Genomic DNA, 24,725 nt, shown 5'->3' on the forward strand with positions numbered 1-24,725 from the left:
AGTGTGGATGGACGGAACAGGACACGCCAAGCACCGCTTGCGGACATGTCCGCAAGCGGGCGTCCGAAAGCGGACAGGTGATCTGTCCCCTCCCCGAATCGGTCGTCGACGGAGGAGGCTCACGGTGGAGACCTACCGGCTGCTGGAGGCGATCTACCGCGCGCGACCGCGCACACGGGCGGACCTGGCATCCGTCGTCCATCTCGACGATTCCGCCCTGGAACCGACGCTGCGCGAGCTGAGCGCGCTCGGCGCGATCACGGTGGATCCCGACGGGAGTCTGACCTACGCCGATCCGGTGGCGTGGACCGCCGCAGCCGTCGCGCGGGAGAGCGCGACGCTGCGCGCGGCGTCGTCCGCGTCGCTCGTGCGTCTCGAGTCGTTCGTCGCGGACCTGCCGCGTCTCAGTGCGCACTGGAGCGTCGGCGAGGCGACCGCCCACGCGGTCCCGATCATGACGCGCCACGGCGAGCACGCCGCCGAAGACCTCTGGTACGAGACCGCGCGCCATACGGCCGGTTCGGCCGCCGCGGTCTTCCCCGACGTGCGTCGCTTCCTGACCACCGACCCGGATCGGGTGGCCCGCTTCGCCGAGGCCTTCGCCATGAAGGACTCCGTCCGCGCCATCGTGCCGCGGACCGTCGCCGAGGACTCTGCTCTGCTCGCGCTCATGCGCCGCTACGCGGGGAACGGGGTGAGGTTCCGGCTGCTCGCCGACACCCCCAGCTGGTTCTGGATCGACGGCGACCTGGTCGCGCTCCCCTTCGCGTGGGGCGAGGCATGGCCGACGAGCATCATCGCGGTCCGCAACCCCGCGCTGGCGGCTCTGGCGGAGAGCCTGTTCGAGCGGCTGTGGTCGGCTGCGACGCCGCTGGACGAGCCCGATCAGCCCTGGACGCCGCTGCTGCAGCTCATGCGTCAGGGGATGACGCTGGATGCCGCGTCCCGCACGCTCGGCATGAATCCGCGCACCGGTCGGCGCCGCGTGTCGGCCGGGATGGCCCACTACGGCGTCTCTACCCTGTTCGGCCTGGGCGTCGCGTGGGCGGCCGACGCCGTCGAGCCCCCGGCGTGACGGGCGGTGCCGTCGCCAGCCTCAGTCCTCGTCGGACTCGTCGAGCTCGCGCGGCTTGACGTAGGGGTCGGCGTCGCCGGCGTATGTGGCCGTCGAGGCGAGACCGGCGACCGCCTGGTCCCGCTCGCGCGCCTCGCGCAGAAGGTCCGAGATGTGGTCGGCGTTCTCCGGGATCGCATCCGGGATGAACTCCAGCGACGGGGTGAGCCGCACGTTGAGGTGCTTGCCGACCTCGGTCCGCAGCATCCCGGTCGCCGAGCGCAGCGCCTCGGCCGATGCCGTGCGCTCCTCCTCCGAGCCGAGCACCGTGTAGAACACGGAGGCGTGCTGGAGGTCGCCGGTCACCCGGACGTCGGTGATCGTGACGAAACCGAGCCGCGGGTCGCGCAGCCCTTTCTCGAGCCGCTCCGCGAGGATCACCCGGATCCGGTCGCCGAGCCGGGCCTGCCGTTCACCAGCCATGTCTTCTTCCCCTTCACCCGCCGGTAGGACCTGAGCCCGATCGTGGCGGAGGCGGAGGCGATGGATGTTCGTGAGGCAATCGGGGTAGGGGCCCCGCTCTTGCCGAAGGAGCATCCATCGCCGCAGCCGGAGCCGCGATCGGGCGGACGGATCAGCCGCGCGGCTTCTCCACCATCTCGGTGGTCTCGATCTCGTCGCCGATCTGGATGTCGTTGAACTTCCCGAGACCGATACCGGCCTCGAAGTCCGTCCGCACCTCGGTGACGTCGTCCTTGAAGCGGCGCAGCGACTCGATGGCCAGGCCATCGGCGAGCACGACGCCGTCGCGGATGACGCGGGCCTTCGCATTGCGCGTGATCGTTCCGGAGCGCACGATGACACCGGCGATGTTGCCGAACTTCGAGGAGCGGAACACCTCGCGGATCTCGGCGACACCCGACTGGATCTCTTCGAACTCCGGCTTGAGCATGCCCGTGAGGGACTGCTCGACGTCGTCGATCGCGTTGTAGATGACCGAGTAGAACCGGACGTCGACGCCTTCACGGGCGGCGCGCTCGCGCGCCTTGGTGTCGGGACGGACGTTGAACCCGATCACGATCGCGTTGTCGATCGTGGCGAGGTTGATGTCGGACTCGGTGATCGCACCCACTCCGCGGTGGATGATCCGCAGCTGCACCGACTCGTCGACCTCGATCTTGAGGAGCGACTCCTCCAGCGCCTCGACAGCACCGGACACGTCGCCCTTGATGATGAGGTTGAGCGACTCGACCTTGCCCTCTTCGAGAGCACGGGTGAAGTCCTCGAGCGAGATGCGCTTGCGGGCCTTGGCCAGCTGAGCGTTGCGCTCGGCGGCTTCGCGCTTCTCGGCGATCTGGCGGGCGGTGCGGTCCTCTTCGGTCACGATGAAGGTGTCGCCGGCGCGCGGCACCGAGTTGAGACCCTGCACCTGCACGGGACGGGAGGGGTAGGCCTCCTCGACCGCGTCGCCGTTCTCGTCGATCATGGCGCGGACGCGTCCGTAGGCGGTGCCCGCCACGATCGCGTCGCCGACCCGGAGCGTTCCCGACTGGATCAGCACGGTCGCGACCGAGCCGCGGCCCTTGTCGAGCTTTGCCTCGATCGCCACACCGCGGGCGTCCTTGTTCGGGTTGGCCGTGAGGTCGAGCCCGGCGTCGGCCGTGAGCAGCACCGCGTCCAGGAGTTCCTGGATGCCGATGTTGTTGCGCGCCGAGACGTCGATGAACATCACGTCGCCGCCGTACTCCTCGGCGACCAGACCGTACTCGGTGAGCTGCTGGCGCACCTTGCCGGGGTTGGCGTCGGGCTTGTCGATCTTGTTGACCGCGACCACGATCGGCACGTTCGCCGCCTGGGCGTGGTTGAGCGCCTCCACCGTCTGGGGCATGATGCCGTCGTCGGCGGCGACCACCAGGATCGCGAGGTCGGTCACCTGCGCACCACGGGCACGCATGGCGGTGAACGCCTCGTGACCCGGGGTGTCGATGAAGGTGATCGCACGCTCGATGCCCTCGTGCTCGGTCCAGACCTGGTACGCACCGATGTGCTGCGTGATGCCGCCGGCCTCGCCCGCGACCACGTTGGTCTGCCGGATCGCGTCGAGCAGGCGGGTCTTACCGTGGTCGACGTGACCCATGACGGTCACGACGGGAGGCCGGATCTCGAGGTCGTCCTCGCTCTCCGCCTCCAACTCGGCCTCGAGGTCGAGACCGAAGCCCTCCAGGAGCTCCTTGTCCTCGTCCTCGGGCGAGACCATCTGGATGCGGTAGCCCAGCTCGGCGCCGAGCACCTCGAAGGTGGCCTCGTCGAGCGACTCCGTCGCCGTGGCCATCTCGCCGAGGTTGAACAGGATCGTGACGAGCGTTCCGGGCTGCACGGTGTAGCCGCGCAGCGCCTCGAGCTTGTCGGCGAAGTCGGCGATCGAGGCGCCGCGGCGCAGGCGGATGATCTCGCCGTTGCCCTTCGAGACGTTGACGCCGCCGACGACCGGCGCCGACCGCATCTCGAATTCCTGCCGCTTCGCCCGACGCGACTTGCGCTGCTTGGACTTGCCGCCACCCTTGCCGAAGGCGCCCGCGGTGCCGCCGCCGGGGCCGCGGCCACGACCGCCGCCACCGCCGGGACGACCGGCGAAGCCGCCCGCGGGCGCTCCCCCGGGTGCGCCGCCGGGGCGCTGGAAGCCGCCACCGGCACCGCCGGGACGACCAGGGCCGCCGGGACGCTGCTGGAACGGCGCGCCGGGACGACCGCCGCCACCGGGGCGGCCGGCGCCACCGGGGCGCGGAGCGCCGGGACGGGGTGCGCCGGGACGCGGCGCCTGCGGGCGCGGGATGTTGCCGGGCGACGGGCGCTGGCCCATGCCCTGCGCGGACGCGAACGGGTTGTTGCCCGGACGCGGACCTGCGGGACGCTGGCCCATGCCCTGAGCGGACGCGAACGGGTTGTTGCCCGGACGCGGTGCGCCGCCGGGGCGCGGGGCCGCCGGCGTGGCGCCGTCGGATGCGCCACCGGGCCGCGGGGCAGCGGGGGCGCCGTCGGTCGCCGGAGTCGCCGGGGTCGCGGGAGCACTCGGTGCCGCAGCAGCGGGCGCGGCCGGAGCCGCGGGTGTCGCGGCGGCCTGGGCCGCCGGTGCCGGCGTCGCTGCCGGGGGCGCGGCGGGGGCGGGCGCAGACGGCCGGACGGGCCCGGGACGCCCTGCCGGGCGCGGCGCGGGCGCGGATGCCGTCGGCGCGGATGCCGCGGGCTTGGCCTCGGCGGTGTGGTGTGCGGCGCCGTCGGCCTCGAGGGCGGCGCGGAGCTTGCGCGCGACCGGCGGCTCGATGGTCGACGACGGGCTCTTCACGAACTCGCCCAGCTCCTTGAGCTTGGCGAGGGCGATCTTGCTGTCGACTCCGAGCTCGGAGGCGATCTCATGCACGCGGGGTTTGGCGTTAGCCACAATTCTCCTGTCTGGGGTCCACCCAGGCAGGGCAGACCGTTAGTCGCGGACGGGACTCATTTCGAGCCGTTCACTTTGTTTCCATAGCCGTTCAGCCGTTTCGCTGGAGGTGTTCGGTAAGGGTCTGCGCGTCGAGAGGGCCCGGCGCACGCAATGCTCGCACGAAGGCGCGGCGCCGAATGGCGACATCCGCGCATTCGAGCGTCGGATGCACCCACGCACCCCGACCGGGCATCGTCGCCCGCTCATCGGGGATGAGCACGGAGTCGATGGCGACCACTCTCAGAAGGGCGGTCCGGGGGGCGCGCGCGCGACAAGCGACGCACGTTCGTACAGGAATCATTCTACACGTCCCCTCCGGCACCATGGCGACCGGATGCGGGCTCCCGTCAGGCGTCCTCGAGGATCGAGTCGGGCTGGATGTCGATCTTCGCGCCGGTGAGCTTCGCCGCGAGGCGGGCGTTCTGGCCCTCCTTGCCGATCGCGAGCGACAGCTGATAGTCGGGCACGAGCGCGCGCACCGCCTTCGAGGACGCGTCGAGGATGAAGCTCGAGGTGACCTTGGCCGGCGACAGCGCGTTGGCGACGAACTTCGCCAGCTCGGGGTCGTAGTCGACGATGTCGATCTTCTCGCCGCCCAGCTCTTCGGTGACGGCGCGCACCCGGCGTCCGAGTTCGCCGATGCACGCGCCCTTGGCGTTGATCGAGGGGTCGTTGGCCTTGACGGCGACCTTGCTGCGGTGGCCGGCCTCGCGGGCGAGCGAGACGATCTCGACGACGCCCGACGCGATCTCGGGCACCTCCAGGGCGAACAGCTTCCGGACGAGGCCGGGGTGCGTGCGCGACACGGTGATCTGCGGGCCCTTCGTGCCCTTGGACACCGACGTGACGTAGACCCGCAGGCGCGAGCCGTGCGTGTACTCCTCGCCCGCGACCTGCTCCTCGGGAGGCAGGATCGCCTCGACCGTGCCGAGGTCGACGTGCACCATGCGGGGGTTCGGGCCCTGCTGCACGACGCCGGCGACGATGTCGCCCTCTTTGCCCTTGAACTCGCCCAGCACGGCGTCGTCGGCGATGTCGCGCAGGCGCTGGCCGATGACCTGCTTCGCGGCGAAGGCGGCGATGCGACCGAAATCGTCGGGCACCTGCTCCTCTTCGCCGATGACCGCATCCTCGTCGTCGAGCACAGGGGTGAAGATCGCGACGTGGCCCGTCTTGCGGTCGAGCTCCGCCCTGGCTCCTGCGGGGATCTCCCCCGTTTCCGAGGTGTGCCGACCGTAGGCCGTCAGGATCGCCTGTTCGATGATCCTCGCCAGCTCATCGAAGGGGATGTCCTTCTCGCGCTCGATGGTCCGCAGCAGTCCGAGATCGATATCCATGATGGCCCTCCGTATTCAGCTCTCGTCAGGCGCGCTGGCGCTCCGACATCCCCCCTACGTTACCGGATGCCGCCCTCCCCGTCCCTGGGAGTCGGTTGCCTCCCGGACCGCGCGACTGTCAAGCCCCTGCCGACCGATCGGACCGCGGTGCGAGGGTCGAGCCATGGCCGAACAGCAGAGCGCGATCGAGCGCATCAAGGAACTCGTGGAAGACATCGACTTCACCATGCTCACCACCGTCGACGACGCCGGCAATCTCGTCAGCCGGCCGATGAGCACGCGCGAGATGGACGAGCGAGGGGACATCTGGTTCTTCACCTCCGATGAGTCGAAGGCCGCGGACGAGGCGGAGGGCGGAAACCCCGTCGGCCTGTCCTACTGCGACGCGAAGGGATGCGCTACGTCTCGGTGGCCGGCCGCGGCACCCTGGTGCACGACCGTGCCCGCATGGAGGAGCTGTACACCCCGTCGCTGGACATCTGGTTCGAGCAGGGCCTCGACACCCCCGACATCGCGCTGCTGCGGGTCACCCCTGCCGAGTGCGAGTTCTGGGAGCCGAAGCACGGGAAGATCGTGATAGCGGCGGGGATGCTCAAGGCCCTCGTGACGAAGGAGACCCCCGACGACACGATGCGCCACGAGCGCATCACCTGCTGACGGGCTCTACCGCGGAGCCGAATCGAGGTCGTTGATCGCACGGATGAGGCGATGCAGCTCCCCCACCCGGAACTGGTTCAGTCGCAGCTGGAGGCGCGGCAGCCCGAGACGGTCGCCGTCCTCGCGCTCGACGCGGAGGGCGTCGGTGCGCTCGATGCGGCCGCTCGCGAGCAGGTCCGCGAACCGCTCGTTCAGAGCCTCGACCTCGGCATCCGTCGGCTCCGCCTTCAGCCGCAGGATCAGACGCCCGCCCACCCACCGCAGCGAATCGTAGTTGCGCCAGAAATCGGTGATCTCGGCGACGGCCGTCGCCACCGAATCGGTGATGAGCACGCGGTCGAAGTCGCCCGGGGAGATAACTCCGGACGGGACGAGCTGATCGTCGACGAATCTCTGCAGTCCCTGCCAGAACGTGCCGCCCGGCTCGTCGAGCAGCACGATCGGCGTCGGCTCGGCCTTGCCGGTCTGCTGCAGGGTGAGCAGCTCGAACATCTCGTCGAGCGTGCCGAATCCCCCGGGCACGCAGACGAAGGCGCTCGATTCCTTGACCAGCATGAGCTTGCGGGTGAAGAAGTACTTCATCGCGACGTTGCGGGCATTCGCCTCGATGATCGCGTTCGGCTTCTCTTCGAACGGCAGGCGGATCGAGACGCCGAGCGAGCGCTGCGGTCCCGCTCCCTCCGCCGCTGCCTGCATGATGCCGGGGCCGGCCCCGGTGACGACCATCCAGCCGGCCTCGGCGAGTGCCGCGGCGACGTCGATGGCCTGGCCGTACAGCGCATCCTCCGGACGGGTGCGCGCCGAGCCGAAGATCGTCACCTTCGGCACGTCGCGGTAGGGCGCGAACAGGCGGAACGCGGCGCGCATCTCGGTGAGCGCGGCCGTGGTGATCTTCAGGTCGAGCCGGTCGGTCTCATCCATCCCGAGGCCGACGCCGGTCGCGAGGATGCGGGCGACGAGGTCGGCGTTGACCGTGATGCCCGCGGTCTCGATCGTCGTGCGCAGCTCGTCGGTGACGGCGGGTGGGACGGGGTTGGTGGAGCCGGACTGCATGGGATCAGCCTGTCACGGAGAGGTTGCCGCGCGGTGGCCGCCCCGTGATGTCGGAGGTCGGGGCCATGATCCCTCCTGCCGGGTCGCACGTCCCGGCGGGAGGAGAGAGATGAACTTCGCATCCATCCGCATCGTGACCGCAGACCTCGACCGCCTGGTCGGGTTCTACGAGCCGCTCACGCAGACCACTGCCCACCGCCCCGCTCCCGTTTTCGCCGAGATCCGCACCGGTGGTGCCGTGCTCGCGATCGGTGACGCGGCAACGGTCGCCATGCTGCCCGGCGGGGCTGTGGAGCCGGCTTCGAACCGGTCGGTGATCGTCGAGTTCGAGGTCGACGATGTCGACGAAGAGTTCGCACGACTCCGCGACGATCTCGATGACGTCGTGCTCGAGCCCACCACCATGCCCTGGGGCAACCGCTCCGCCCTGGTGCGCGACCCGGACGGCAACGTGGTCAATCTGTTCTCCCGCCCCGCGGACTGATTCAGCCTCGCATCCGGGCCACCGCGTCGGCGACCGGGAGCACCTCGCGGTCGCCGGTGCGGCGGTCCCACAGCTCGACCTCGCCGTCGGCGGCGCCGCGCCCCACGATGAGGATCCGCGGTACGCCCACGAGTTCGGCGTCGCCGAACTTCACGCCGGGCGACACCTTCGGGCGGTCGTCGTAGAGCACGTCGAGCCCGGCATCCTGAAGCTCCTGGGAGACGGATGCCGCGAGGTCGAACGCCGCCTGATCGCGGCCGGTCGCGACCACGTGCACGTCGAACGGCGCGACCGATTCGGGCCAGATGAGGCCCTTGTCGTCGTTGTTCAGCTCGGCGATGATCGCCAGGATGCGGGTGACGCCGATGCCGTACGAGCCCATCGTGACCGTGACCAGCTTGCCGTTCTCGTCGAGCACCTTGAGCCCGAGGGTCTCGGCGAAGAAGCGACCGAGCTGGAAGACGTGGCCGATCTCCATGCCGCGGGCCAGCTCCACCGGGCCGGAGCCGTCGGGCGCGGGGTCGCCCGCGCGAACGGTCGCGATCTCGACGGTCCCGTCGGAGGCGAAGTCGCGACCGGCGACGAGCCCGTGCACGTGCTTCTGGTCGATGTTGGCGCCGGTGATCCACCCGGATCCGTCGACGACACGCGGGTCGAGCAGATAGCGGATGCCGGTGGCTGACTCCTCACCGAGCACGGCGCCTGTCGGCGACCAGGGCCCGATGTAGCCCTTCACGAGCAGCGGGTTCTTCTCGAAGTCCTCGGGGGTGGCCGCCTCGACGGCCGCGGGCGCGAAGGCGACCTCGGCGCGCTTGTCGTCGACATCGCGGTCGCCGGGGAGTCCGACGACGACGAGCTCGCGCGAGCCGTCGAGGTGGGTGAGGGCGAGCACGACGTTCTTGAGCGTGTCGGCGGCGGTGTACTCGCCGCTGTCCTTGGCCGGGAGCACCGCGTTGGAGTGCGCGACGAGCGTGTCGATCGTCGGGGTGTCGGGCGAGTCGAAGACGACCGCTTCGGGGAGGCCGTCGAACGGAACAGCCGCGGGGACGACGGTCGTGAACGCCTCGACGTTGGCCGCGTACCCGTTCGCGGAGCGCACGAAGGTGTCCTCGCCGATCGGGGTGGGATGCAGGAACTCCTCACTGCGCGCGCCTCCCATGAGGCCGTTGTCCGCGGCGACGATGACGTACTCCATGCCCAGGCGGGTGAAGATCCGCTCGTAGGCGTCGCGCTGCGCCTGGTACGAGGCATCCAGTCCCGCGTCCGTCGCGTCGAAGGAGTACGCGTCCTTCATCGTGAACTCACGGCCGCGCAGGAGCCCCGCTCGCGGGCGAGCCTCGTCGCGGTACTTGTCCTGGATCTGGTAGATCGTCAGCGGCAGGTCCTTGTACGAGGCGTACAGGTCCTTCACGAGGAGCGTGAACATCTCCTCGTGTGTGGGCGCGAGAAGGTAGTCGGCGCCCTTGCGGTCCTGCAGCCGGAAGATGCCGTCGCCGTACGACTCCCAACGCCCCGAGGCCTCGTAGGGGTCGCGCGGCAGCAGCGCCGGGAAGTGCACCTCGAACGCCCCGGCGTTCGCCATCTCCTCGCGGATGATCGCCTCGATCTTCGCCTTCACCCGCAGACCCAGCGGCAGCCAGGCGAAGATGCCGGGCGCGTTGCGCCGGATGTACCCGGCGCGCACGAGCAGCCGGTGGCTGGTGACCTCGGCATCGGAGGGGTCCTCACGGAGCGTGCGGAGGAAGAAGTTCGAGAGACGGGTGACCACGGATCGAGTCTAGGGCGGGCGGATACCGCGGCTCAGCCGCCGGCGAGTGCGGCGAGCACTGCGGCGGCGACGCCGGTCCGCGGATCGTTCACTTCAGGGAATGTGACCCCGACGACGATCAGGTTGGTCCCGTCCGTCGCCACAGTCGTCGCGAAGTGCCCCTCCCATAGCGCGTCGTCCAGGACATCGACAGCTCGCGAGGCGTTCTCGACTGTGACTGATCGTGCCTCGGGCGTCGCAACGATCGCGTCAAAGTAGGCGCCCCCGCCCGGAATGATCCGGATCGTCATGTTCTGCGACATTGATCCGGACGTCCCCGAATAAACGCACCTGGCGACTCCACCCACCGACTCCGGCAGCGTGTACACGGTTCCGCCATCGGGCTGACTGGACAAGGTGACGGACTGCCACCCGGTCGTGGGCACGAGATCGACACGCCGTGAGAGTTGCTCGCAGGTCACCGGCGCCCACCAGGCTGGCGTCGGCGTCGCGCGTTCCGCTGCGGGGAACACCGTCACGCGTTGGGCTGCCTCTTCCCATAGGGTCCGGGTGACTGCCTCACCAGAGGAGGGGAATACTCCCAGCGTCACCCAGACGTCGCCGACCACGCCCGCGAACGAGCATCCGAAACGCACACCGTCGCAGATGCTCGCCGCGTCCGACATCTCGGCGGAGACGATGGATGCCGGATACGTGATGAGGGTCACCGTTGAACGGTGCAAGCGTTCCGAATCCGTCCAGGTGCACGTCAAGCCGCCCTGTAGCCCTTCGGCCCCGGATCGCCACGCCGGCTCGTACAGGACCATGTCCAGACCCACCGAGGCGCTGAGGACACCCAGATCCAGCGCGTTGGCGCAGTCGCCGCCGAAGGCGACGACACCACCGCGAGAGTTCACGGGCCCAGCCGATCCTGTGGGTGCGGGGGTGGATGTCGGAGTCGGCGTGGGGGTGGGTGTCGGGCTCGGGGTGCTGGTCTGGGCGGGTGCCGGTTCGGCGGTGCCGAGGAGCTGGCCGATCCCGACCGCGCCTCCGGCGATGCCCAGCACGAGCACCACCGCGACCGACCCGGCGATCCAGGCGTTGCGATGCTTGCCGACCGGGTGGATGCGCTTCGCCCCCGTCAGCAGCCGCTGACGCATCGCGGCGTGCTCGGACTCTGTGAGCTGATCGTCGTTCATGCCCATGCTCCTTCCACCGAGGAGAGCTCATCGCGCAGACGAGCCTTCGCCCGCGACAGGCGCGACTTCACCGTGCCGAGGGGGATCCCCAGAGCCTCGGCCACGTCACGCTCGGGATATCCCTCCAGCACCGAGAGCACGAGCACGCTCTGCTCCCGCGCCGGCAGCTTCTTCAACGCCGCGAGCACACCGCTCTCATCGTGCGCGACGAACAACTCCTCGACCGGAGCCGGCGCACGATCCAGCAGCGTCCGATACCGGCGACCCGAGCGCTCCAGGTTCCGCGCCGCATACGCCACCGTCGTCAGCAGCCACGGCAACGGCGAACCATCCACCAAGCGCACCGACTCCCGCTTGCGCCACAGCTCGAAGAACGCGATCGTGACCGCATCCTTCGCATCCTCACGCGACGTCAGCAACCGCGCCGCATGCCGGAACAACCGAGGCTCATGCCGATCGAACAACGCAGCGAGCGCGAACTCGTCCCCCTGGCGCACACGGGCCCACAGCCCGGCGTCGTCATCTCCCATACCCAGAAGTGTCCGCGAAAACACGATCGGTTCCCGAATCCGCCGAGCAAGACCTCGACGGATCAGGGCCGACTCAGCGGAACAGGCCGCTGTAGGCGTTCAGCGCCAGCTGGCCGCCCAGGTGCGCGTAGAGCACGGTGCTGGTCGCGGGGATCTCACGCGACTTCACGAGGTCGATCAGACCGGCGAGCGACTTGCCCTCGTAGACGGGGTCGGTGATCATCGCCTCGAGCGAGCCGCCCAGCCGGATCGCCTCGAGCGTCGACTCGACGGGGATGCCGTAGAGGTCGCCGGCCCAGCCCTCGAGCACCGTGATCTCGTCGTCGCGGAGGTCGCGGCCGAGTCCGATCAGCTCGGCGGTGTGCCGGGCGATGCGCTCGACCTGGGCGCGGGTCTTCTCCAGCGTCGCCGAGGCGTCGATGCCGATGACCCGACGAGGGCGGTCCTGGCCGGCGAACCCGGCGATCATCCCGGCGTGCGTCGAGCCGGTCACCGTGCAGACGATGATCGTGTCGAAGAAGACGCCGAGCTCGCGCTCCTGCTGCTCGACCTCGTACGCCCAGTTCGCGAAGCCGAGTCCGCCGAGGTGATGCTCCGATGCTCCGGCGGGGATCGGATAGGGCTTCCCGCCCTCGGCGATCACCTCGTCGATGGCCGCCTGCCAGCTGGAGCGGATGCCGATGTCGAACCCCGCGGAATCCAGCGTCACCGTCGCCCCCATGATGCGCGAGAGCTGGATGTTGCCGACCCGGTCGCTGAGCGGGTCGGGCCAATCGACCCAGTTCTCCTGGACGAGCCGCGCCTTCAGCCCGAGCTTCGCCGCGACGGCCGCCACCTGACGTGTGTGGTTGGACTGGTATCCGCCGATCGACACGAGCGTGTCGGCGCCCTGGGCGAGCGCATCGGGAACGAGGTACTCGAGCTTGCGCACCTTGTTGCCTCCGAATGCGAGCCCCGACGAGACGTCCTCTCGCTTGGCCCAGATCTGTGCACCGCCGAGGTGCTGCGACAGCCGGGCAAGGTGGTGGACCGGGCTCGGCCCGAAGGTGAGGGGGTAGCGCTCGAAATCGGAGATGGCCATGTCGTCCTCGGGTTCTGGAGAGCGGATGCCGCAGACCGCGGTCGCCTCAAACGTAGCGCGATATCCTGGATATTGCATTTCGCAGACGGATGTCGCGGCTAAGCTGTGCACATGCCGATCCCGTCCGCGACCCGCGCGCAGCCGCGCGAGCTGCTGCGCGACAACGTCTACATCTCGTTGCGCGATGCCATCGTCGACGGCACCCTCGCTCCCGGCGAGCGTCTCCGCGACACCGAGATCGAGGCATGGCTGGGCGTGAGCCGCACCCCGATCCGGGAGGCGCTGCTGCGCCTGGAACGCGCCGGCCTCGTGGTGTCGCTGCCCGGCCGCTCGACCACCGTCGCGCCGTTCGACGCGGCATCCACCGTCAACGCGCAGCAGGTGGCGGCATCCATGCACGAACTCGCGGCCCGACTGGCCGTGCCGCGGGTGAGCGCCGACGACCTCAGAGCGATGGACGACGCGAACACCGCGTTCGAGCACGCCATCGCGGCAGGGGACACGGATGCCGCCCTGCACGCCGACGACCGGTTCCACGACGTGATGCTCGCCGCGAGCGGCAACGCCATGGCCGCGGAGGTCCTCGAGATCGCCACTCCGCTGCTGCGCCGGGTGGAGCGGCGCAAGTTCGGCTCGTTCGCGGCGCGCGACTCGGTGGCGCAGCACGCGGCGATCATCGGCGCCGCCCGCGCCGGCGACGCCGAGCTCGCGGCTCGCCTCAGCCGCGACAACTGGCTCTCGCTGAGCTTCGTGGACTGACCCGGACCTGCCACCCGGCGTGCGTACACTGTGCGGGTGCCGTCCCGCCGTCCTCGTCTCGCCCCCGGCGGTGTCGACGACGCTCTGACCGCCTCGCTCGCCGCCCTGCGCCGCGAGCTCGACCTGCCGGGTCCGTTCTCCGCCGAGGTCGAGGCCGAGGCGAACGCCGCGGCGCAGACGGCGGCGGATGCTTCACAGGTCGACGACCTCCGCGACGTCGAGTTCCTCACGATCGACCCCGAGGGCTCGCGCGACCTCGACCAAGCACTCCACCTCGAGCGCACCGCGACCGGTGCCGTGCTGCACTACGCGATCGCCGATGTGCCCGCGTTCGTCGCACCAGGCGGGGCGGTCGACGCCGAGGCGCGCCGCCGCGGTCAGACGCTCTACGCGGCAGACGGACGCATCCCGCTGCATCCGCCCGTCCTCAGCGAAGACGCCGCCTCCCTGCTCCCCGATGCCGACCGCCGCGCCTTCGTGTGGCGGTTCGCCCTCGACGAGGGGGCTCGACCGACCGATACCACGCTGCGGCGAGCCGTGATCCGCTCGCGCGCGCAGTGGAGCTACGTCGACGCGCAGAGGGCGATCGATGCGGGCACCGCCTCGGCGAGCCTCGCGGCGCTCCCCTGGTTCGGCCAGCAGCGGGCCGAGCGTGAAGCCGAGCGGGGCGGAGCCAGCCTCAACGTGCCGACCACGCGTGTCGTCGCCGAGGACGGCCGCTACCGGCTGGAGCGCGAATCCCCGCTCCCCGTCGAGGAGTGGAACGCGCAGGTGTCGCTGCTGACCGGCATGGCCGCCGCCGAGATCATGCTGCGGGGCGGGGTGGGCATCCTCCGCACGATGCCCGCGCCGGCCGACGACGACGTCGCGGCCTTCCGTGCGCAGACCGCGGCCCTCGGCATCCCCTGGTCTGCCGACGTGCGCTATGGCGACTACCTGCGCGCCCTCGACCGCGCCGATCCGCGGGCGCTCGCGATCCTCGACGCCGCGACCGGCCTGTTCCGCGGCGCCGGCTACGTCGCGTTCGACGGCGAGCCGCCCGCCGACCCGCTCCAGGCGGCGATCGGCGCACCGTACGCGCACACCACCGCGCCGTTGCGACGCCTCGTCGACCGCTGGTCGCTCATCGTGTGCGAAGCCATCGCGAACGACCGGCCGGTGCCCGACTGGGCGCGCGAGAGCCTGTCGACGCTGCCGAAGATCATGGGCCGGAGCGATGCGCTGGCGGGGCGGATGGATGCCGCCACGCTCGACCGCGTCGAGGCCGCGCTGCTGACCGGACGCGAGGGCGAGACGTTCGACGCGGTCGTGCTCGGCCGCCGCGGCGACGGTGCGCGCGTGCAGCTGGTGGATCCGCCCGTGTCGACGAAGGTCGCGGGGCTCGACGCGGCTGCCGGCACGACCGTGCGCCTGCGACTCGACGCCGCGGACATCGCCGACGGGACGGTGACCCTCGCTGAGATCAGCTGAGGCGGCCGGCGAGCGTCGCCGGTCGCCACAGCTGCACCTCGCGGGCCTTGCGCGCGGCGAAGCCGGCGAGGCCGAAGGGCGTGCGCAGGGTGACGAGGTCGACCACGCGGCATCCGTCGCCGTCGTCCGCGATGTCGTAGCGGTACTCGACCGTGATGCCGCCGGTGCTGACGACGTCTCCGTGCACGACGAACGGTCCTGCTCCCGAGGCGAGGAGCGTGACCCGCAGCGGATTGTCGTAATGCCACCGCCCGATGATCGGGACCCGCTCGACGGCGCGATAGGCGAACCCGTCCACGCGGCGCTCCACATCGGTCACCGCGATCACGAGCGGTGAGAGTCCCACGTAGCTCGCCGGCTCACGGACGTGGTCGAAGACGGCTCGTGCCGGAACGGGCAGGGCGAACTCGTTGCGCAGGGTCCGCGTCGGCATCGGAGAGGGCCGCGTGTCAGGAGGTGACGACCTGGGCGGTGCCGATCGCGGCGTCCGGGCCCATCTCGTCGGCGATGCGGCGCGCCTCCTCGATGAGGGTCGCGACGATCTCGTCCTCGGGCACGGTCTTGATGACCTGGCCCTTCACGAAGATCTGACCCTTGCCGTTGCCCGAGGCGACCCCGAGGTCGGCTTCGCGGGCCTCGCCCGGCCCATTCACGACGCACCCCATGACGGCGACGCGCAGCGGCACCGTCACATCCTTGAGCCCCTCGGTGACGTTGTCGGCGAGCGAGTAGACGTCGACCTGCGCACGCCCGCAGGACGGGCACGAGACGATCTCGAGCCGGCGCTCGCGGAGGTTCAGCGACTGCAGGATCTGCAGACCGACCTTGACCTCCTCGGCCGGCGGCGCCGACAGCGAGACCCGGATCGTGTCGCCGATGCCCTCGCCGAGCAGGATGCCGAACGCCGTGGCGCTCTTGATGGTGCCCTGGAACGCCGGCCCCGCCTCGGTCACGCCGAGGTGCAGCGGCCAGTCGCCCATCTGCGCGAGCAGTCGGTACGCCTGCACCATGATCACCGGGTCGTTGTGCTTGACCGAGATCTTGAAGTCGTGGAAGTCGTGCTCCTCGAAAAGGCTCGCCTCCCACCGGGCGCTCTCGGCGAGCGCCTCGGGGGTCGCCTTGCCGTACTTCTGCAGCAGCCGCGGGTCGAGCGATCCGGCGTTCACGCCGATGCGCAGCGAGACGCCGGCATCCTTCGCCGCCTTCGCGATCGCTCCCACCTGGTCGTCGAACTTGCGGATGTTGCCGGGGTTGACGCGCACGGCGGCGCAGCCGGCGTCGATCGCCTGGAAGACGTACTTCGGCTGGAAGTGGATGTCCGCGATCACCGGGATCTGGCTCTTCTTCGCGATGATGTGCAGCACGTCGGCGTCGTCCTGCGACGGCACCGCGACGCGCACGATCTCGCAGCCCGACGCCGTGAGCTCGGCGATCTGCTGGAGCGTGGCGTTGATGTTGGTTGTCGGCGTCGTGCACATCGACTGCACGCTCACCGGCGCTCCGCCGCCGACGAGCACCTTGCCCACCTTGATCTGACGGGACTTGCGGCGCGGGGCGAGGGTTTCGGGGACCTTGGGCATCCCGAGATTCACGGCTGGCACGCTCCCAGCCTACGCCGCGCACCCTGCACGCGGCCCGAGCGGGGCAGGTCGCACCCGTGTGGTATTTTCGGCGCATGTCCGCGAACCTGTCCTGGTGGCGCACCGCATAAGGCGGTGTGTTTCGCGAGACCACAGACCGCCCCGCATCGGGCGGTCTTCTTCGTGGAGTCCCGCCCTCCCGACGAAGGACCGACATGCCCGGCCCCGCTGCACTGAACCTCTCCGAACTCGCCGCGCGCGGCATCCCGTTCGCCCTCCTCGCCCGTGACGGGCGGACCGTCGAGGTGCTCACCGGCGACGTCGTCGACGTCGACCTGCTCGCCGACATCCCGCTCACGGTGGCGGGCGTTCCCCGTGAGGTGCTCGCGCTGGTGCCGTTCCGGCAGGTGCGCGAACGCGGATTCGTCTGCCACGACGACGCCGCGCCGCTGCGGTGCCTCGTCGTCGACGCGCACGAGCGGATGCCCCTGGCCGAGGCTCTCGCGCAGCTGCCGAGCGAGCCGATCCCCCTCACCGGTGCCGGGTTCGACATCGCCGACGAGGAGTACGCCGAGATCGTCCGCACCGTGATCGCCGATGAGATCGGCCGCGGCGAGGGCGCGAACTTCGTGATCCGCCGCGACTTCACCGCGCGGGTGGACGCGGATGCCGCGATCGCCGCGCTGACCTGGTTCCGCGCCCTGCTCGCCCACGAGAAGGGCGCGTACTGGACCTTCGCGGTCGTCACCCCGGGGCACGTGGCGGTGGGCGCGAGCCCCGAGGCGCACGTCAGCGCGCGCGAAGGCGCGCCGGCGCAGCCCGGCTTCAGCACCGTGACGATGAATCCGATCTCGGGCACGTTCCGCCACCCGGCGGGCGGCGCGACGGTCGAGACCCTCACCGAGTTCCTCGAGTCCGCCAAGGAGACCGAGGAGCTGTTCATGGTGGTCGACGAGGAGCTCAAGATGATGAGCGCCGTCTGCTCCGACGGCGGGCGCATCACCGGCCCGCACCTCAAGGAGATGTCACGGCTCACCCACACCGAGTACGTGCTGCGCGGACGCAGTCGCATGGATCCGCGCGAGATCCTGCGCGAGACGATGTTCGCCCCGACCGTGACCGGGTCGCCGATGCAGAACGCCTGCACGGTCATCTCGCGGCACGAGCGCACGCCGCGCGGCTACTACTCCGGCGTCGCGGCTCTGTTCACGCCGACCGCGACCGGCGGTCACGACCTCGACGCGCCCATCCTGATCCGCACCGCCTATCTGGTCGACGGGATGCTGCGGGTCCCCGTCGGCGCGACGCTGGTGCGTCATTCCGACCCCTACGGCGAGGTCGGCGAGACCCACGGGAAGGCCGCAGGGGTGCTCGGAGCGATCGGGGCGGTCGCCCGCGACACGGCCGCCGACGCGGGCGTCGACCCCGACTCCCCCGTCGCCGAGCACCGGCCGCTGGCCGACGACGACGGGATCGCCACGCTGCTGGAGTCGCGCAACGCGCGGCTTGCGGCGTTTTGGCTGAACCCGCAGGGCGCGGGGGACGAGGCATCCGCTCCTCTGCATGGCCGCAGCGCGATCGTCGTCGACGCGGAGGACCGCTTCACCACGATGCTCGCCCATCAGCTGCGCCATCTCGGACTCGAGGTGCGCATCGCGCCGTGGCACGAGGTCACCGACGCCGAGATCGATGCGGCCGAGCTGGTCGTGTCCGGGCCCGGCCCGGGCGACCCCCGCGACCCCGACAGCCCGCGGATGCGGCGCATGCGCGAGGTGGTGGGCCGGCGCCGGGCGTCGGGTGCGCCACTGCTGGCCGTGTGCCTCAGCCACCAGATCCTGGCCGACTCCCTCGGCATCGACCTCGCGCCGCTCGACGCGCCCCATCAGGGGCTGCAGCGGACCGTCGACGTGTTCGGCGAGCCGGCGTCGATCGGCTTCTACAACACCTTCACGGCGCGCGTGGCGCCCGGGACAACCCGGCGCACGACCGCCGCCGCCGACCACGCGGGACCGCACCTCGTCGCCGAGGTCGCGGCCGACCCGGCATCCGGCGACGTGTTCGCCCTGCGCGGCCCGGGCTTCGCCTCGGTGCAGGGCCACCTCGAGTCGATCCTGTCCCGCGACGGGATGACCACGCTCGAGCGCCTGGTGACCCACGCTCTCGCCCCCACACCGCTCTGAACCGCCCCCTCCCGCCCTCCTCCACTCCCCCCTTCTCGTCCAACGCCCGTGCGGTGGACGAGAGCCCCCGAGATGGACGGGGCAACGCGGGGGCGTTCGTCCTTCGCACGGGCGTTGGACACCGTGGGCGGGGTCGAGCGGAGGGGTCAGCCGCGGGAGACGCGGGCGGCGAGGAGGCGCCGCTCGGCGTCGTTGGCGGTGAGCTCGAGGGCGCGGAGGTCGGCGGCCAGCGCCTCCTCGGTGCGCCCGAGGTCGCGCAGCAGCGACCCGCGCACGGCGTGCCACAGGTGTGCGCCGGCGAGGGATGCCTCGAGCCGGTCGACCTCGGCGAGCGCCGGCTCCGGTCCCGCCACGCGTGAGAGCGCCACGGCGCGGTTGAGGCGTACCACCGGCGAGGAGTCGTAGCCGAGCAGCATGTCGTACAGCACCAGCACCTGCGGCCAGTCGGTCTCCCGCGAGGTCGCCGCATCGGCGTGACAGGCGGCGATCGCGGCGTGCAGCTGCCATCTCCCCGGCCGCCGCAACGCCGCCGCCCGTTCGAGCCACACCCGGGCCTCGGCCAGCAGCGCGGCATCCCACCGGCCGCGGTCCTGGTCGCCGAGCAGCACGAGCTCGCCGTCGACCGCGCGGGCGTCCTCGCGGGCGCGGTGGAAGAGCAGGAGCGAGAGCAGCCCGAGAGCCTCGGCCTCGCGCGGCAGCGCGGCGGCGACGACGCGGGCGAGCCACACGGCGTCGTCGGCGAGGTCGCGGTCGGCGGAGGCATCCCGCCCCGCGCCCAGGTGCGCCTCGCTGTACATCACGGACACCACGGTGAGCACGAGGTCGAGACGCCCGCGCCGCTCGCCGCCCTCCGGCACGCGGATCGGGATGCCCGCCGCGCCGATCTTGCGCTTCGCGCGCACGATCCGCTGCGCCGCCCCGGATTCGGTCGAGAACGTCGCCCGCGCGATCTGCCGCGTGGTGAGACCGCACACCGCCCGCAGCGTGAGGGCGAGCTGGGCATCGGGAGAGAGGGCCGGGTGGCAGCATCCGAACAGCAGCGCGAGCCGCTCGTCCGCATCCGCCTCGGGGTGCGACTCGTCCGCCGCGAGCACCTCGGCCCGCGCCAACAGCGGCATCCGCGCGCGGAACCGCTGCTCGCGCCGGAGTCGGTCGAGCGCGTTGTGTCGGGCGGCCTGCGTCAGCCAGGCGCCGGGCCGCGGCGGCACACCGCGCACGCGCCACTCGCGCAGCGCCTCCTCGACGGCTTCGGCGACGGCCTCCTCGGCGACGTCGAGACTGCCGAGCGATGCCGTCAGCGTCGCGACGATGCGTCCGGCCTCCTCGCGCACCACGGTGGCGAGGAGGACATCGGATGCCGCGGGCCGGGCGTCGTCGGCCGAACCACCGCCGACGCCCCGGTCCGCGGCATCCGGGTCCGTCACTGCTCGAACTGCGTGTAGTCGACGACCATCGGGCGGATCTCGACGGAGGTGCCGGGCAGCTCGAGCATCGGCCACGTCTTGACCATCGCGATGGCCGCGTCGAGGTCGGGGACGTCGATGACGCTGAAGCCGCCGATGACCTCCTTCGCCTCCGAGAACGGTCCGTCGACCACGACCGTTCCGCCGGCGTCGTCGTGGCGCACGGTGGTGGCGGTCGACGCCGGCTGCAGCTCGGCGCCCGAGTCGGTGATCTTCTCGTCGTGCTCGCCGAACCAGGTGTACACGCGCCCGTAGACGTCCTGGCCCTGCTCCGGCGGCACGGCGGCGTCGAGCTCAGGGGTGCTGGTGAACATGATCACGTACTTCACGGTCGTTGTCCTTTCGTCAGAGGAACCGTTTCATCCCTCCAGCGAACGGGCAAGGCCGTTCTCGACACGGTCGCGTGAAGACTACGGACCGAAGAGCGAGATGGGGTTGATCAGGTCGGCGAGGATCAGGATCGCGCCCATGACGATGAGCAGCACGACCACGACGAACGTGACCGGGACCAGCTTCGTGGCGTCGACCGGCGCGGGCGGCGGACGACGGCGCAGCTTCGCCCACGCGCTCTTCAGCCCGCCCCAGAGGGCGACGACCACGTGCCCGCCGTCGAGCGGCAGCAGCGGGATCAGGTTGAACGCGAACAGCGCGACGTTCAGGGATGCGAGGAGCCCCAGGAACCCGCCGATGCGGTTGAGGACGGGAGCCTCGGATGCCGCCACATCACCGGCGATCACGCCCACCCCGACGACGCTGAGCGGACCGTTGGGGTCGCGGGCGCCGCCCGTGAACAGCGACACGGCGGTGTCATAGACCTTCACGGGCAGCTGCCCGATGATGCCGAACACGGCGCCGACGTTCTCGATCGCGGCCTGCGGCCCCGCCCAGATCGGCTGCGGCATGAGCTCGGACGTCGGGTAGATGCCCGCGAAGCCGACGTCCTGGGTGACGGGCTGCCCGTCGGCCCCCGTGGTCGGCGCGCCCTGGGCGTCGAGCACGGGTCGGGTGGCCAGCACCGGGGTGAGCCGCAGCGTCATCTCGGAGCCGCCTCGCACCACGACGACGTCGAGCGTCTTCCCGGGGGCCGCCTGGATGAGAGCGGATGCCTCGGCGAACGTCGACACCGGGGTGCCGTCGATCGAGACCATCCGGTCGCCGGGCTGGAAGCCGGCCTGCACGGCGGGGGTGCGCGGGTCGGAGGCGGCGCAGGCGGTCTGCGTGGTGCCGGCGGGCAGCACGCACTCGCTCAGCTTCGCCACGGTGGTCGAGGAGGTCTGCACGCCGATCCCGCTGAACAGGATCGTGAACAGCACGATCGCGAACAGGAGGTTCATCAGCGGTCCGCCGAGCATGATGACGACGCGCTTCCAGACCGGGAGCTTGTAGAAGACGCGCTCGCGACCGGCGATGAGCGTCTCGTCGTTGGCGAGCCGCGCGTCCTGCACCATGGTGGCGAAGAATCCGCCGCCGGCGCGACCGGAGCGCTGGGTCGAGGCATCCGCCCCCTGCTCCTTCGCCGCGATCTCGGCCGGCGAGGGCGGGTACATTCCGGCCATCGAGATGTAGCCGCCGAGCGGAATCGCCTTGATGCCGTACTGCGTCTCGCCGTATCGCCTCGACCACAGCGTGGGCCCGAAGCCGATCATGTACTGGCCGACGTGCACGCCGAACCTCTTCGCCGGAACGAGGTGGCCGATCTCGTGGAGCGCGATCGACACCGCGAGCCCCACCACCATGAGGGCGATCCCGAGTATGAAGGCCACGACGGTCACGCCCCCACCGTACCCGCGTACGCCTTTGAATCGGCCGTGCGGGCGGGAGAGGTGAGCCTCCGTGGTCGCGCCCGGCGCGGATGAGAGACTAAAGGGGTTATGCCGACTGACCACGCGCCTTCGAATCTCCCCCCTGTCCTGCGGCCGGAGAACCCGCCGACCCGCTCGCTCGAGGAGCTCGCGGCCCGGTTCGCCCGTGAGGTGCGCGGCGACGTCGCCGGCCGCACTCTGTCGGGCATCACCCTCGCCACCGCGGACCTGCGGGCCGGCGAGGCGTTCGTCGCGATCCGCGGGGTGAACCGGCACGGCGCCGAGTTCGCGCACGTCGCCGCCGGGAAGGGCGCGGTCGCGATCGTGACGGATGCCTCGGGCGCCGACATCGCCGCCGACGCCGGGCTGCCCGTCCTCATCGTCGACGACCCCCGGGGACTGCTCGGCGAGCTGTCGGCGTGGGTGTACGGCACCGGCGCCGACGACCATCTGCCGCTGCTGTTCGGCACGACCGGCACGAACGGCAAGACGAGCGTGTCGCACCTGCTGGAGGGGATCCTCGGCCAGCTCGGCGTCCCGAGCGGACTCTCATCGACCGCGGAGCGTCACATCGCCGGGCACGTCATCGTGTCGAGGCTGACCACCCCCGAGGCATCCGAGATGCACGCCCTGCTCGCCCTCATGCGCGAGCGCGGCGTCGAAGCGGTCGCCGTCGAGGTGAGCGCACAGGCGCTCAGCCGCCGCCGCGTCGACGGGATCGTGTTCGACGTCGCCGGGTTCACCAACCTCAGCCACGACCACCTCGACGACTACGCAGACATGCGGGAGTACTTCGAGGCCAAGCTCCCGCTGTTCCGTCCCGACCGCGCCCGGCGCGCGGTGATCTCGCTCGACTCGGCGCCCGGCGCGGAGGTCGTGGCGCGCTGCGAGGTGCCGTACGTCACGGTGGGAACGCCCGACATCGCGGCGGATCCGGATGCCGCGGCATCCGCCGACTGGACCGTGCACATCGTCGCCGAGCGACAGGCCGGCACGGAGTTCACCCTCACGGCGCGCGACGGACGCACGCTCACCACGGTGGTGCCGGTGATCGGACGCCACATGGCCGCCAACGCGGGACTCGCGATCGTGATGCTGCTCGAGGGCGGCTACGCGTGGGAGCGGCTCGCGGCGGCGCTGGACGGCGGACGCATCGACGCCTACCTGCCCGGCCGCACGCAGCTCGTCTCGGGCGAGCGCGGACCGGCGGTGTACGTCGACTTCGGCCACTCCCCGGACGCGTTCGAGAAGACGCTCGCCGCGGTGCGCCGCGTCACGCCCGGCAGGGTCGTGATGGTGATGGGCGCCGACGGCGACCGCGACGCCACGAAGCGCCACGACATGGGCCGCACGGCGGTCGAGGGCAGCGACGTGTTCGTCGTCACCGACCACCACCCGCGGTTCGAGAACCCCGATTCGATCCGCGCGACACTCATCGAGGGGGCGCGGCGAGCGCGCCCCGATGCAGAGATCCACGAGTGGTCGCCGCCGGAACGCGCGATCGTCGAGGCGATCGGGCTCGTCGGCGACGGCGACGCGATCCTGTGGGCGGGTCCCGGGCACCAGGACTACCGCGACATCCGCGGCGTCCGCACGCCCTATTCGGCGCGCGAGCTCGCCCGTCGGGCGCTGCGCGCCGCGGGGTGGCCGGTGCCCGAGCCGCACTGGCCGGTGCCGTACCCCGACGACCTCACGCCGGACTCCGACCCCGAGCGCCCCGCCTTCCCCTGAGTCCCGGTCCCGCTCGGGGGTCAGGATGCCGCGGCGATCGCCCGATCAGCGGTGGCGCGTGCCCACGACTCGGCCTCGGCCAGCGATTCGCGCGTGAGCACGCCGGGCGCCTCATGGGCTTCGACCACGCGCTCGACGGTCTCGACGATGCCGGCGAACCCGAGGCGTCCATCGTGGAAGGCGTCGACGGCCTGCTCGTTGGCCGCGTTGAACACGGCCGGGTACGTGCCGCCGGCGCGCCCCACCCGCTTGGCCAGCGTGACCGCGGGGAACGCCGCGGCGTCGAGCGGCTCGAAGGTCCACGAGCTGGCGACGGTCCAGTCCAGCGGGCGCCCGACGCCGCCGACCCGGTTCGGCCAGTCCAGACCCAGCGAGATCGGCAGGCGCATATCCGGCGGGGATGCCTGGGCGATCGTAGACCCGTCGACGAACTCCACCATCGAGTGCACGATCGACTGCGGGTGGACGACGACGTCGATGTCGTCGTAGCGGATGTCGAACAGCAGGTGCGCCTCGATGACCTCGAGGCCCTTGTTCACGAGGGTCGCCGAGTTGGTCGTCACGACGCGGCCCATGTCCCACGTCGGGTGGGCGAGCGCCTCGGCGGGGGTGACGTCGCGCAGCTGGGCCGCCGTGCGTCCGCGGAACGGCCCCCCCGAGGCGGTCAGCACGAGCCGTCGCACCTCGGCGTGCTCGCCGGCGCGCAGCGCCTGAGCGATCGCGGAGTGCTCCGAATCCACGGGCACGATCTGCCCGGGTGCGGCGACGGCACGCACGAGGTCGCCGCCGACGATGAGCGACTCCTTGTTGGCCAGAGCCAAGGTGCGGCCCGTCTCCAGTGCGGCGAGGGTGGGGCCCAGACCCACGGATCCGGTGATGCCGTTGAGCACCACGTCGGCCTCGACATCGCGCACGAGCTGCTCGGCCTCGACCGCGCCGAGCGCGGTGTGCTCGACCCCGAACGCCGCGGCCTGGGCCTGCATCCCCGCCCGGTCGGTACCGGCCGCCAGTCCCACCACCTCGAACCTGCGGGGGTTGGCCCGGATGACGTCGAGCGCCTGGGTGCCGATGGAGCCTGTCGAGCCGAGAACGAGGACGCGCCGCATCCCGCCAGCCT

Annotated in this window: 23 protein-coding genes and 1 pseudogene; 9 read left to right on the plus strand and 15 right to left on the minus strand. The window is 71.1% G+C overall.

What is annotated here, in order from left to right:
- Positions 1-124 precede the first annotated feature (124 nt).
- Positions 125-1,075 (plus strand): hypothetical protein, encoded by a 951-nt coding sequence (locus ACSJDX_RS14540; protein WP_438353353.1) that lies wholly within the window; start codon positions 125-127, stop codon positions 1,073-1,075.
- Between the two features lie 21 nt (positions 1,076-1,096).
- Here ACSJDX_RS14540 and rbfA read toward each other — a convergent pair whose 3' ends face one another.
- The 4 genes from rbfA to nusA form a co-directional block, all read right to left on the minus strand.
- Positions 1,097-1,537: a 30S ribosome-binding factor RbfA gene (rbfA, locus tag ACSJDX_RS14545; protein ID WP_438353354.1), complete on the minus strand. Its 441-nt coding sequence runs from the start codon at positions 1,535-1,537 to the stop codon at positions 1,097-1,099.
- A 151-nt stretch (positions 1,538-1,688) separates the two neighbouring features.
- Complete coding sequence (gene infB / locus ACSJDX_RS14550; protein ID WP_438355001.1) at positions 1,689-4,472, minus strand: translation initiation factor IF-2; 2,784 nt, start codon at positions 4,470-4,472, stop codon at positions 1,689-1,691.
- 112 nt (positions 4,473-4,584) lie between these two features.
- On the minus strand, positions 4,585-4,860 hold the full coding sequence (locus tag ACSJDX_RS14555) for a YlxR family protein (protein WP_438353355.1): 276 nt from the start codon (positions 4,858-4,860) through the stop codon (positions 4,585-4,587).
- Positions 4,861-4,882: 22 nt separating this feature from the next.
- Positions 4,883-5,872: a transcription termination factor NusA gene (nusA, locus tag ACSJDX_RS14560; RefSeq protein ID WP_438353356.1), complete on the minus strand. Its 990-nt coding sequence runs from the start codon at positions 5,870-5,872 to the stop codon at positions 4,883-4,885.
- Positions 5,873-6,098: 226 nt separating this feature from the next.
- Between nusA and ACSJDX_RS14565 the strand changes: the two are divergent.
- Positions 6,099-6,200: pseudogene (locus tag ACSJDX_RS14565) on the plus strand (pyridoxamine 5'-phosphate oxidase family protein); the annotation flags it as partial.
- A gap of 65 nt (positions 6,201-6,265) precedes the next feature.
- Positions 6,266-6,529 (plus strand): pyridoxamine 5'-phosphate oxidase family protein, encoded by a 264-nt coding sequence (locus ACSJDX_RS14570; protein WP_438353357.1) that lies wholly within the window; start codon positions 6,266-6,268, stop codon positions 6,527-6,529.
- 6 nt (positions 6,530-6,535) lie between these two features.
- On the opposite strand, the gene ACSJDX_RS14575 is transcribed toward ACSJDX_RS14570, so the two are convergent.
- On the minus strand, positions 6,536-7,582 hold the full coding sequence (locus tag ACSJDX_RS14575) for a TIGR00730 family Rossman fold protein (RefSeq protein WP_438353358.1): 1,047 nt from the start codon (positions 7,580-7,582) through the stop codon (positions 6,536-6,538).
- Positions 7,583-7,691: 109 nt separating this feature from the next.
- Here ACSJDX_RS14575 and ACSJDX_RS14580 point away from each other — a divergent pair, with 109 nt between their 5' ends.
- Positions 7,692-8,066, plus strand: coding sequence for a VOC family protein (locus ACSJDX_RS14580; protein ID WP_438353359.1), 375 nt, complete (start codon positions 7,692-7,694; stop codon positions 8,064-8,066).
- Position 8,067: 1 nt separating this feature from the next.
- Here the strand turns inward: ACSJDX_RS14580 and ACSJDX_RS14585 are convergent, their stop codons facing one another.
- Positions 8,068-9,834: a proline--tRNA ligase gene (locus ACSJDX_RS14585; protein ID WP_438353360.1), complete on the minus strand. Its 1,767-nt coding sequence runs from the start codon at positions 9,832-9,834 to the stop codon at positions 8,068-8,070.
- Positions 9,835-9,866: 32 nt separating this feature from the next.
- Positions 9,867-10,730, minus strand: coding sequence for a hypothetical protein (locus tag ACSJDX_RS14590; RefSeq protein WP_438353361.1), 864 nt, complete (start codon positions 10,728-10,730; stop codon positions 9,867-9,869).
- A gap of 28 nt (positions 10,731-10,758) precedes the next feature.
- Here ACSJDX_RS14590 and ACSJDX_RS14595 point away from each other — a divergent pair, with 28 nt between their 5' ends.
- Complete coding sequence (locus ACSJDX_RS14595; RefSeq protein WP_438353362.1) at positions 10,759-10,968, plus strand: hypothetical protein; 210 nt, start codon at positions 10,759-10,761, stop codon at positions 10,966-10,968.
- Positions 10,969-11,008: 40 nt separating this feature from the next.
- Here the strand turns inward: ACSJDX_RS14595 and ACSJDX_RS14600 are convergent, their stop codons facing one another.
- Both ACSJDX_RS14600 and ACSJDX_RS14605 read right to left on the minus strand, forming a co-directional pair.
- Positions 11,009-11,509, minus strand: a complete 501-nt coding sequence (locus ACSJDX_RS14600; RefSeq protein WP_438353363.1) for an RNA polymerase sigma factor — start codon at positions 11,507-11,509, stop codon at positions 11,009-11,011.
- Positions 11,510-11,615: 106 nt separating this feature from the next.
- A complete protein-coding gene (locus ACSJDX_RS14605) occupies positions 11,616-12,623 on the minus strand; it encodes a 1-aminocyclopropane-1-carboxylate deaminase (protein WP_438353364.1) in 1,008 nt (335 codons plus the stop codon).
- A gap of 111 nt (positions 12,624-12,734) precedes the next feature.
- Between ACSJDX_RS14605 and ACSJDX_RS14610 the strand changes: the two genes are divergently transcribed.
- On the plus strand, positions 12,735-13,382 hold the full coding sequence (locus tag ACSJDX_RS14610; protein ID WP_438353365.1) for a GntR family transcriptional regulator: 648 nt from the start codon (positions 12,735-12,737) through the stop codon (positions 13,380-13,382).
- 36 nt (positions 13,383-13,418) lie between these two features.
- Positions 13,419-14,852, plus strand: coding sequence for an RNB domain-containing ribonuclease (locus ACSJDX_RS14615; RefSeq protein WP_438353366.1), 1,434 nt, complete (start codon positions 13,419-13,421; stop codon positions 14,850-14,852).
- Here ACSJDX_RS14615 and ACSJDX_RS14620 read toward each other — a convergent pair.
- Both ACSJDX_RS14620 and ispG read right to left on the minus strand, forming a co-directional pair.
- Entirely contained in the window at positions 14,845-15,285 is a 441-nt protein-coding gene (locus tag ACSJDX_RS14620) for a hypothetical protein (protein WP_438353367.1), read from the minus strand. The genes ACSJDX_RS14615 and ACSJDX_RS14620 overlap by 8 nt on opposite strands.
- Positions 15,286-15,301: 16 nt before the next feature.
- Complete coding sequence (ispG, locus tag ACSJDX_RS14625; protein ID WP_438353368.1) at positions 15,302-16,453, minus strand: flavodoxin-dependent (E)-4-hydroxy-3-methylbut-2-enyl-diphosphate synthase; 1,152 nt, start codon at positions 16,451-16,453, stop codon at positions 15,302-15,304.
- Between the two features lie 194 nt (positions 16,454-16,647).
- Here ispG and ACSJDX_RS14630 point away from each other — a divergent pair, with 194 nt between their 5' ends.
- Positions 16,648-18,612, plus strand: a complete 1,965-nt coding sequence (locus tag ACSJDX_RS14630; RefSeq protein ID WP_438353369.1) for an anthranilate synthase family protein — start codon at positions 16,648-16,650, stop codon at positions 18,610-18,612.
- Between the two features lie 146 nt (positions 18,613-18,758).
- Here the strand turns inward: ACSJDX_RS14630 and ACSJDX_RS14635 are convergent, their stop codons facing one another.
- The 3 genes from ACSJDX_RS14635 to ACSJDX_RS14645 form a co-directional block, all read right to left on the minus strand.
- Positions 18,759-20,036, minus strand: a complete 1,278-nt coding sequence (locus ACSJDX_RS14635; protein ID WP_438353370.1) for an RNA polymerase sigma factor — start codon at positions 20,034-20,036, stop codon at positions 18,759-18,761.
- Positions 20,033-20,404: a YciI family protein gene (locus ACSJDX_RS14640; RefSeq protein WP_438353371.1), complete on the minus strand. Its 372-nt coding sequence runs from the start codon at positions 20,402-20,404 to the stop codon at positions 20,033-20,035. The genes ACSJDX_RS14635 and ACSJDX_RS14640 overlap by 4 nt, the downstream gene beginning before the upstream one ends.
- An 81-nt stretch (positions 20,405-20,485) precedes the next feature.
- On the minus strand, positions 20,486-21,847 hold the full coding sequence (locus ACSJDX_RS14645) for a M50 family metallopeptidase (RefSeq protein WP_438353372.1): 1,362 nt from the start codon (positions 21,845-21,847) through the stop codon (positions 20,486-20,488).
- Between the two features lie 99 nt (positions 21,848-21,946).
- Between ACSJDX_RS14645 and ACSJDX_RS14650 the strand changes: the two genes are divergently transcribed.
- Positions 21,947-23,608 (plus strand): Mur ligase family protein, encoded by a 1,662-nt coding sequence (locus ACSJDX_RS14650; protein WP_438353373.1) that lies wholly within the window; start codon positions 21,947-21,949, stop codon positions 23,606-23,608.
- Positions 23,609-23,628: 20 nt separating this feature from the next.
- On the opposite strand, the gene dxr is transcribed toward ACSJDX_RS14650, so the two are convergent.
- Positions 23,629-24,714 carry a 1-deoxy-D-xylulose-5-phosphate reductoisomerase gene (dxr, locus tag ACSJDX_RS14655; RefSeq protein ID WP_438353374.1) on the minus strand — a complete coding sequence of 362 codons (1,086 nt, stop codon included), beginning with the start codon at positions 24,712-24,714 and terminating at the stop codon, positions 23,629-23,631.
- Positions 24,715-24,725: the final 11 nt, after the last annotated feature.

Source organism: Microbacterium fluminis (genome assembly GCF_051549805.1).
In the GTDB taxonomy this organism is placed as follows: domain Bacteria; phylum Actinomycetota; class Actinomycetes; order Actinomycetales; family Microbacteriaceae; genus Microbacterium.

What these genes read in the sequence shown, in the direction of transcription:
- ACSJDX_RS14620 (WP_438353367.1), bottom strand. Translation starts at nt 15,285, where the DNA reads ATGCCGACGCGGACCCTGCGCAACGAGTTCGCCCTGCCCGTTCCGGCA.
- ACSJDX_RS14555 (WP_438353355.1), bottom strand. Translation starts at nt 4,860, where the DNA reads ATGGTGCCGGAGGGGACGTGTAGAATGATTCCTGTACGAACGTGCGTC.
- ACSJDX_RS14605 (WP_438353364.1), bottom strand. Translation starts at nt 12,623, where the DNA reads ATGGCCATCTCCGATTTCGAGCGCTACCCCCTCACCTTCGGGCCGAGC.
- ACSJDX_RS14575 (WP_438353358.1), bottom strand. Translation starts at nt 7,582, where the DNA reads ATGCAGTCCGGCTCCACCAACCCCGTCCCACCCGCCGTCACCGACGAG.
- rbfA (WP_438353354.1), bottom strand. Translation starts at nt 1,537, where the DNA reads ATGGCTGGTGAACGGCAGGCCCGGCTCGGCGACCGGATCCGGGTGATC.
- ACSJDX_RS14610 (WP_438353365.1), top strand. Translation starts at nt 12,735, where the DNA reads ATGCCGATCCCGTCCGCGACCCGCGCGCAGCCGCGCGAGCTGCTGCGC.
- ACSJDX_RS14650 (WP_438353373.1), top strand. Translation starts at nt 21,947, where the DNA reads ATGCCGACTGACCACGCGCCTTCGAATCTCCCCCCTGTCCTGCGGCCG.
- nusA (WP_438353356.1), bottom strand. Translation starts at nt 5,872, where the DNA reads ATGGATATCGATCTCGGACTGCTGCGGACCATCGAGCGCGAGAAGGAC.
- dxr (WP_438353374.1), bottom strand. Translation starts at nt 24,714, where the DNA reads ATGCGGCGCGTCCTCGTTCTCGGCTCGACAGGCTCCATCGGCACCCAG.
- ACSJDX_RS14570 (WP_438353357.1), top strand. Translation starts at nt 6,266, where the DNA reads ATGCGCTACGTCTCGGTGGCCGGCCGCGGCACCCTGGTGCACGACCGT.
- ACSJDX_RS14580 (WP_438353359.1), top strand. Translation starts at nt 7,692, where the DNA reads ATGAACTTCGCATCCATCCGCATCGTGACCGCAGACCTCGACCGCCTG.
- ACSJDX_RS14630 (WP_438353369.1), top strand. Translation starts at nt 16,648, where the DNA reads ATGCCCGGCCCCGCTGCACTGAACCTCTCCGAACTCGCCGCGCGCGGC.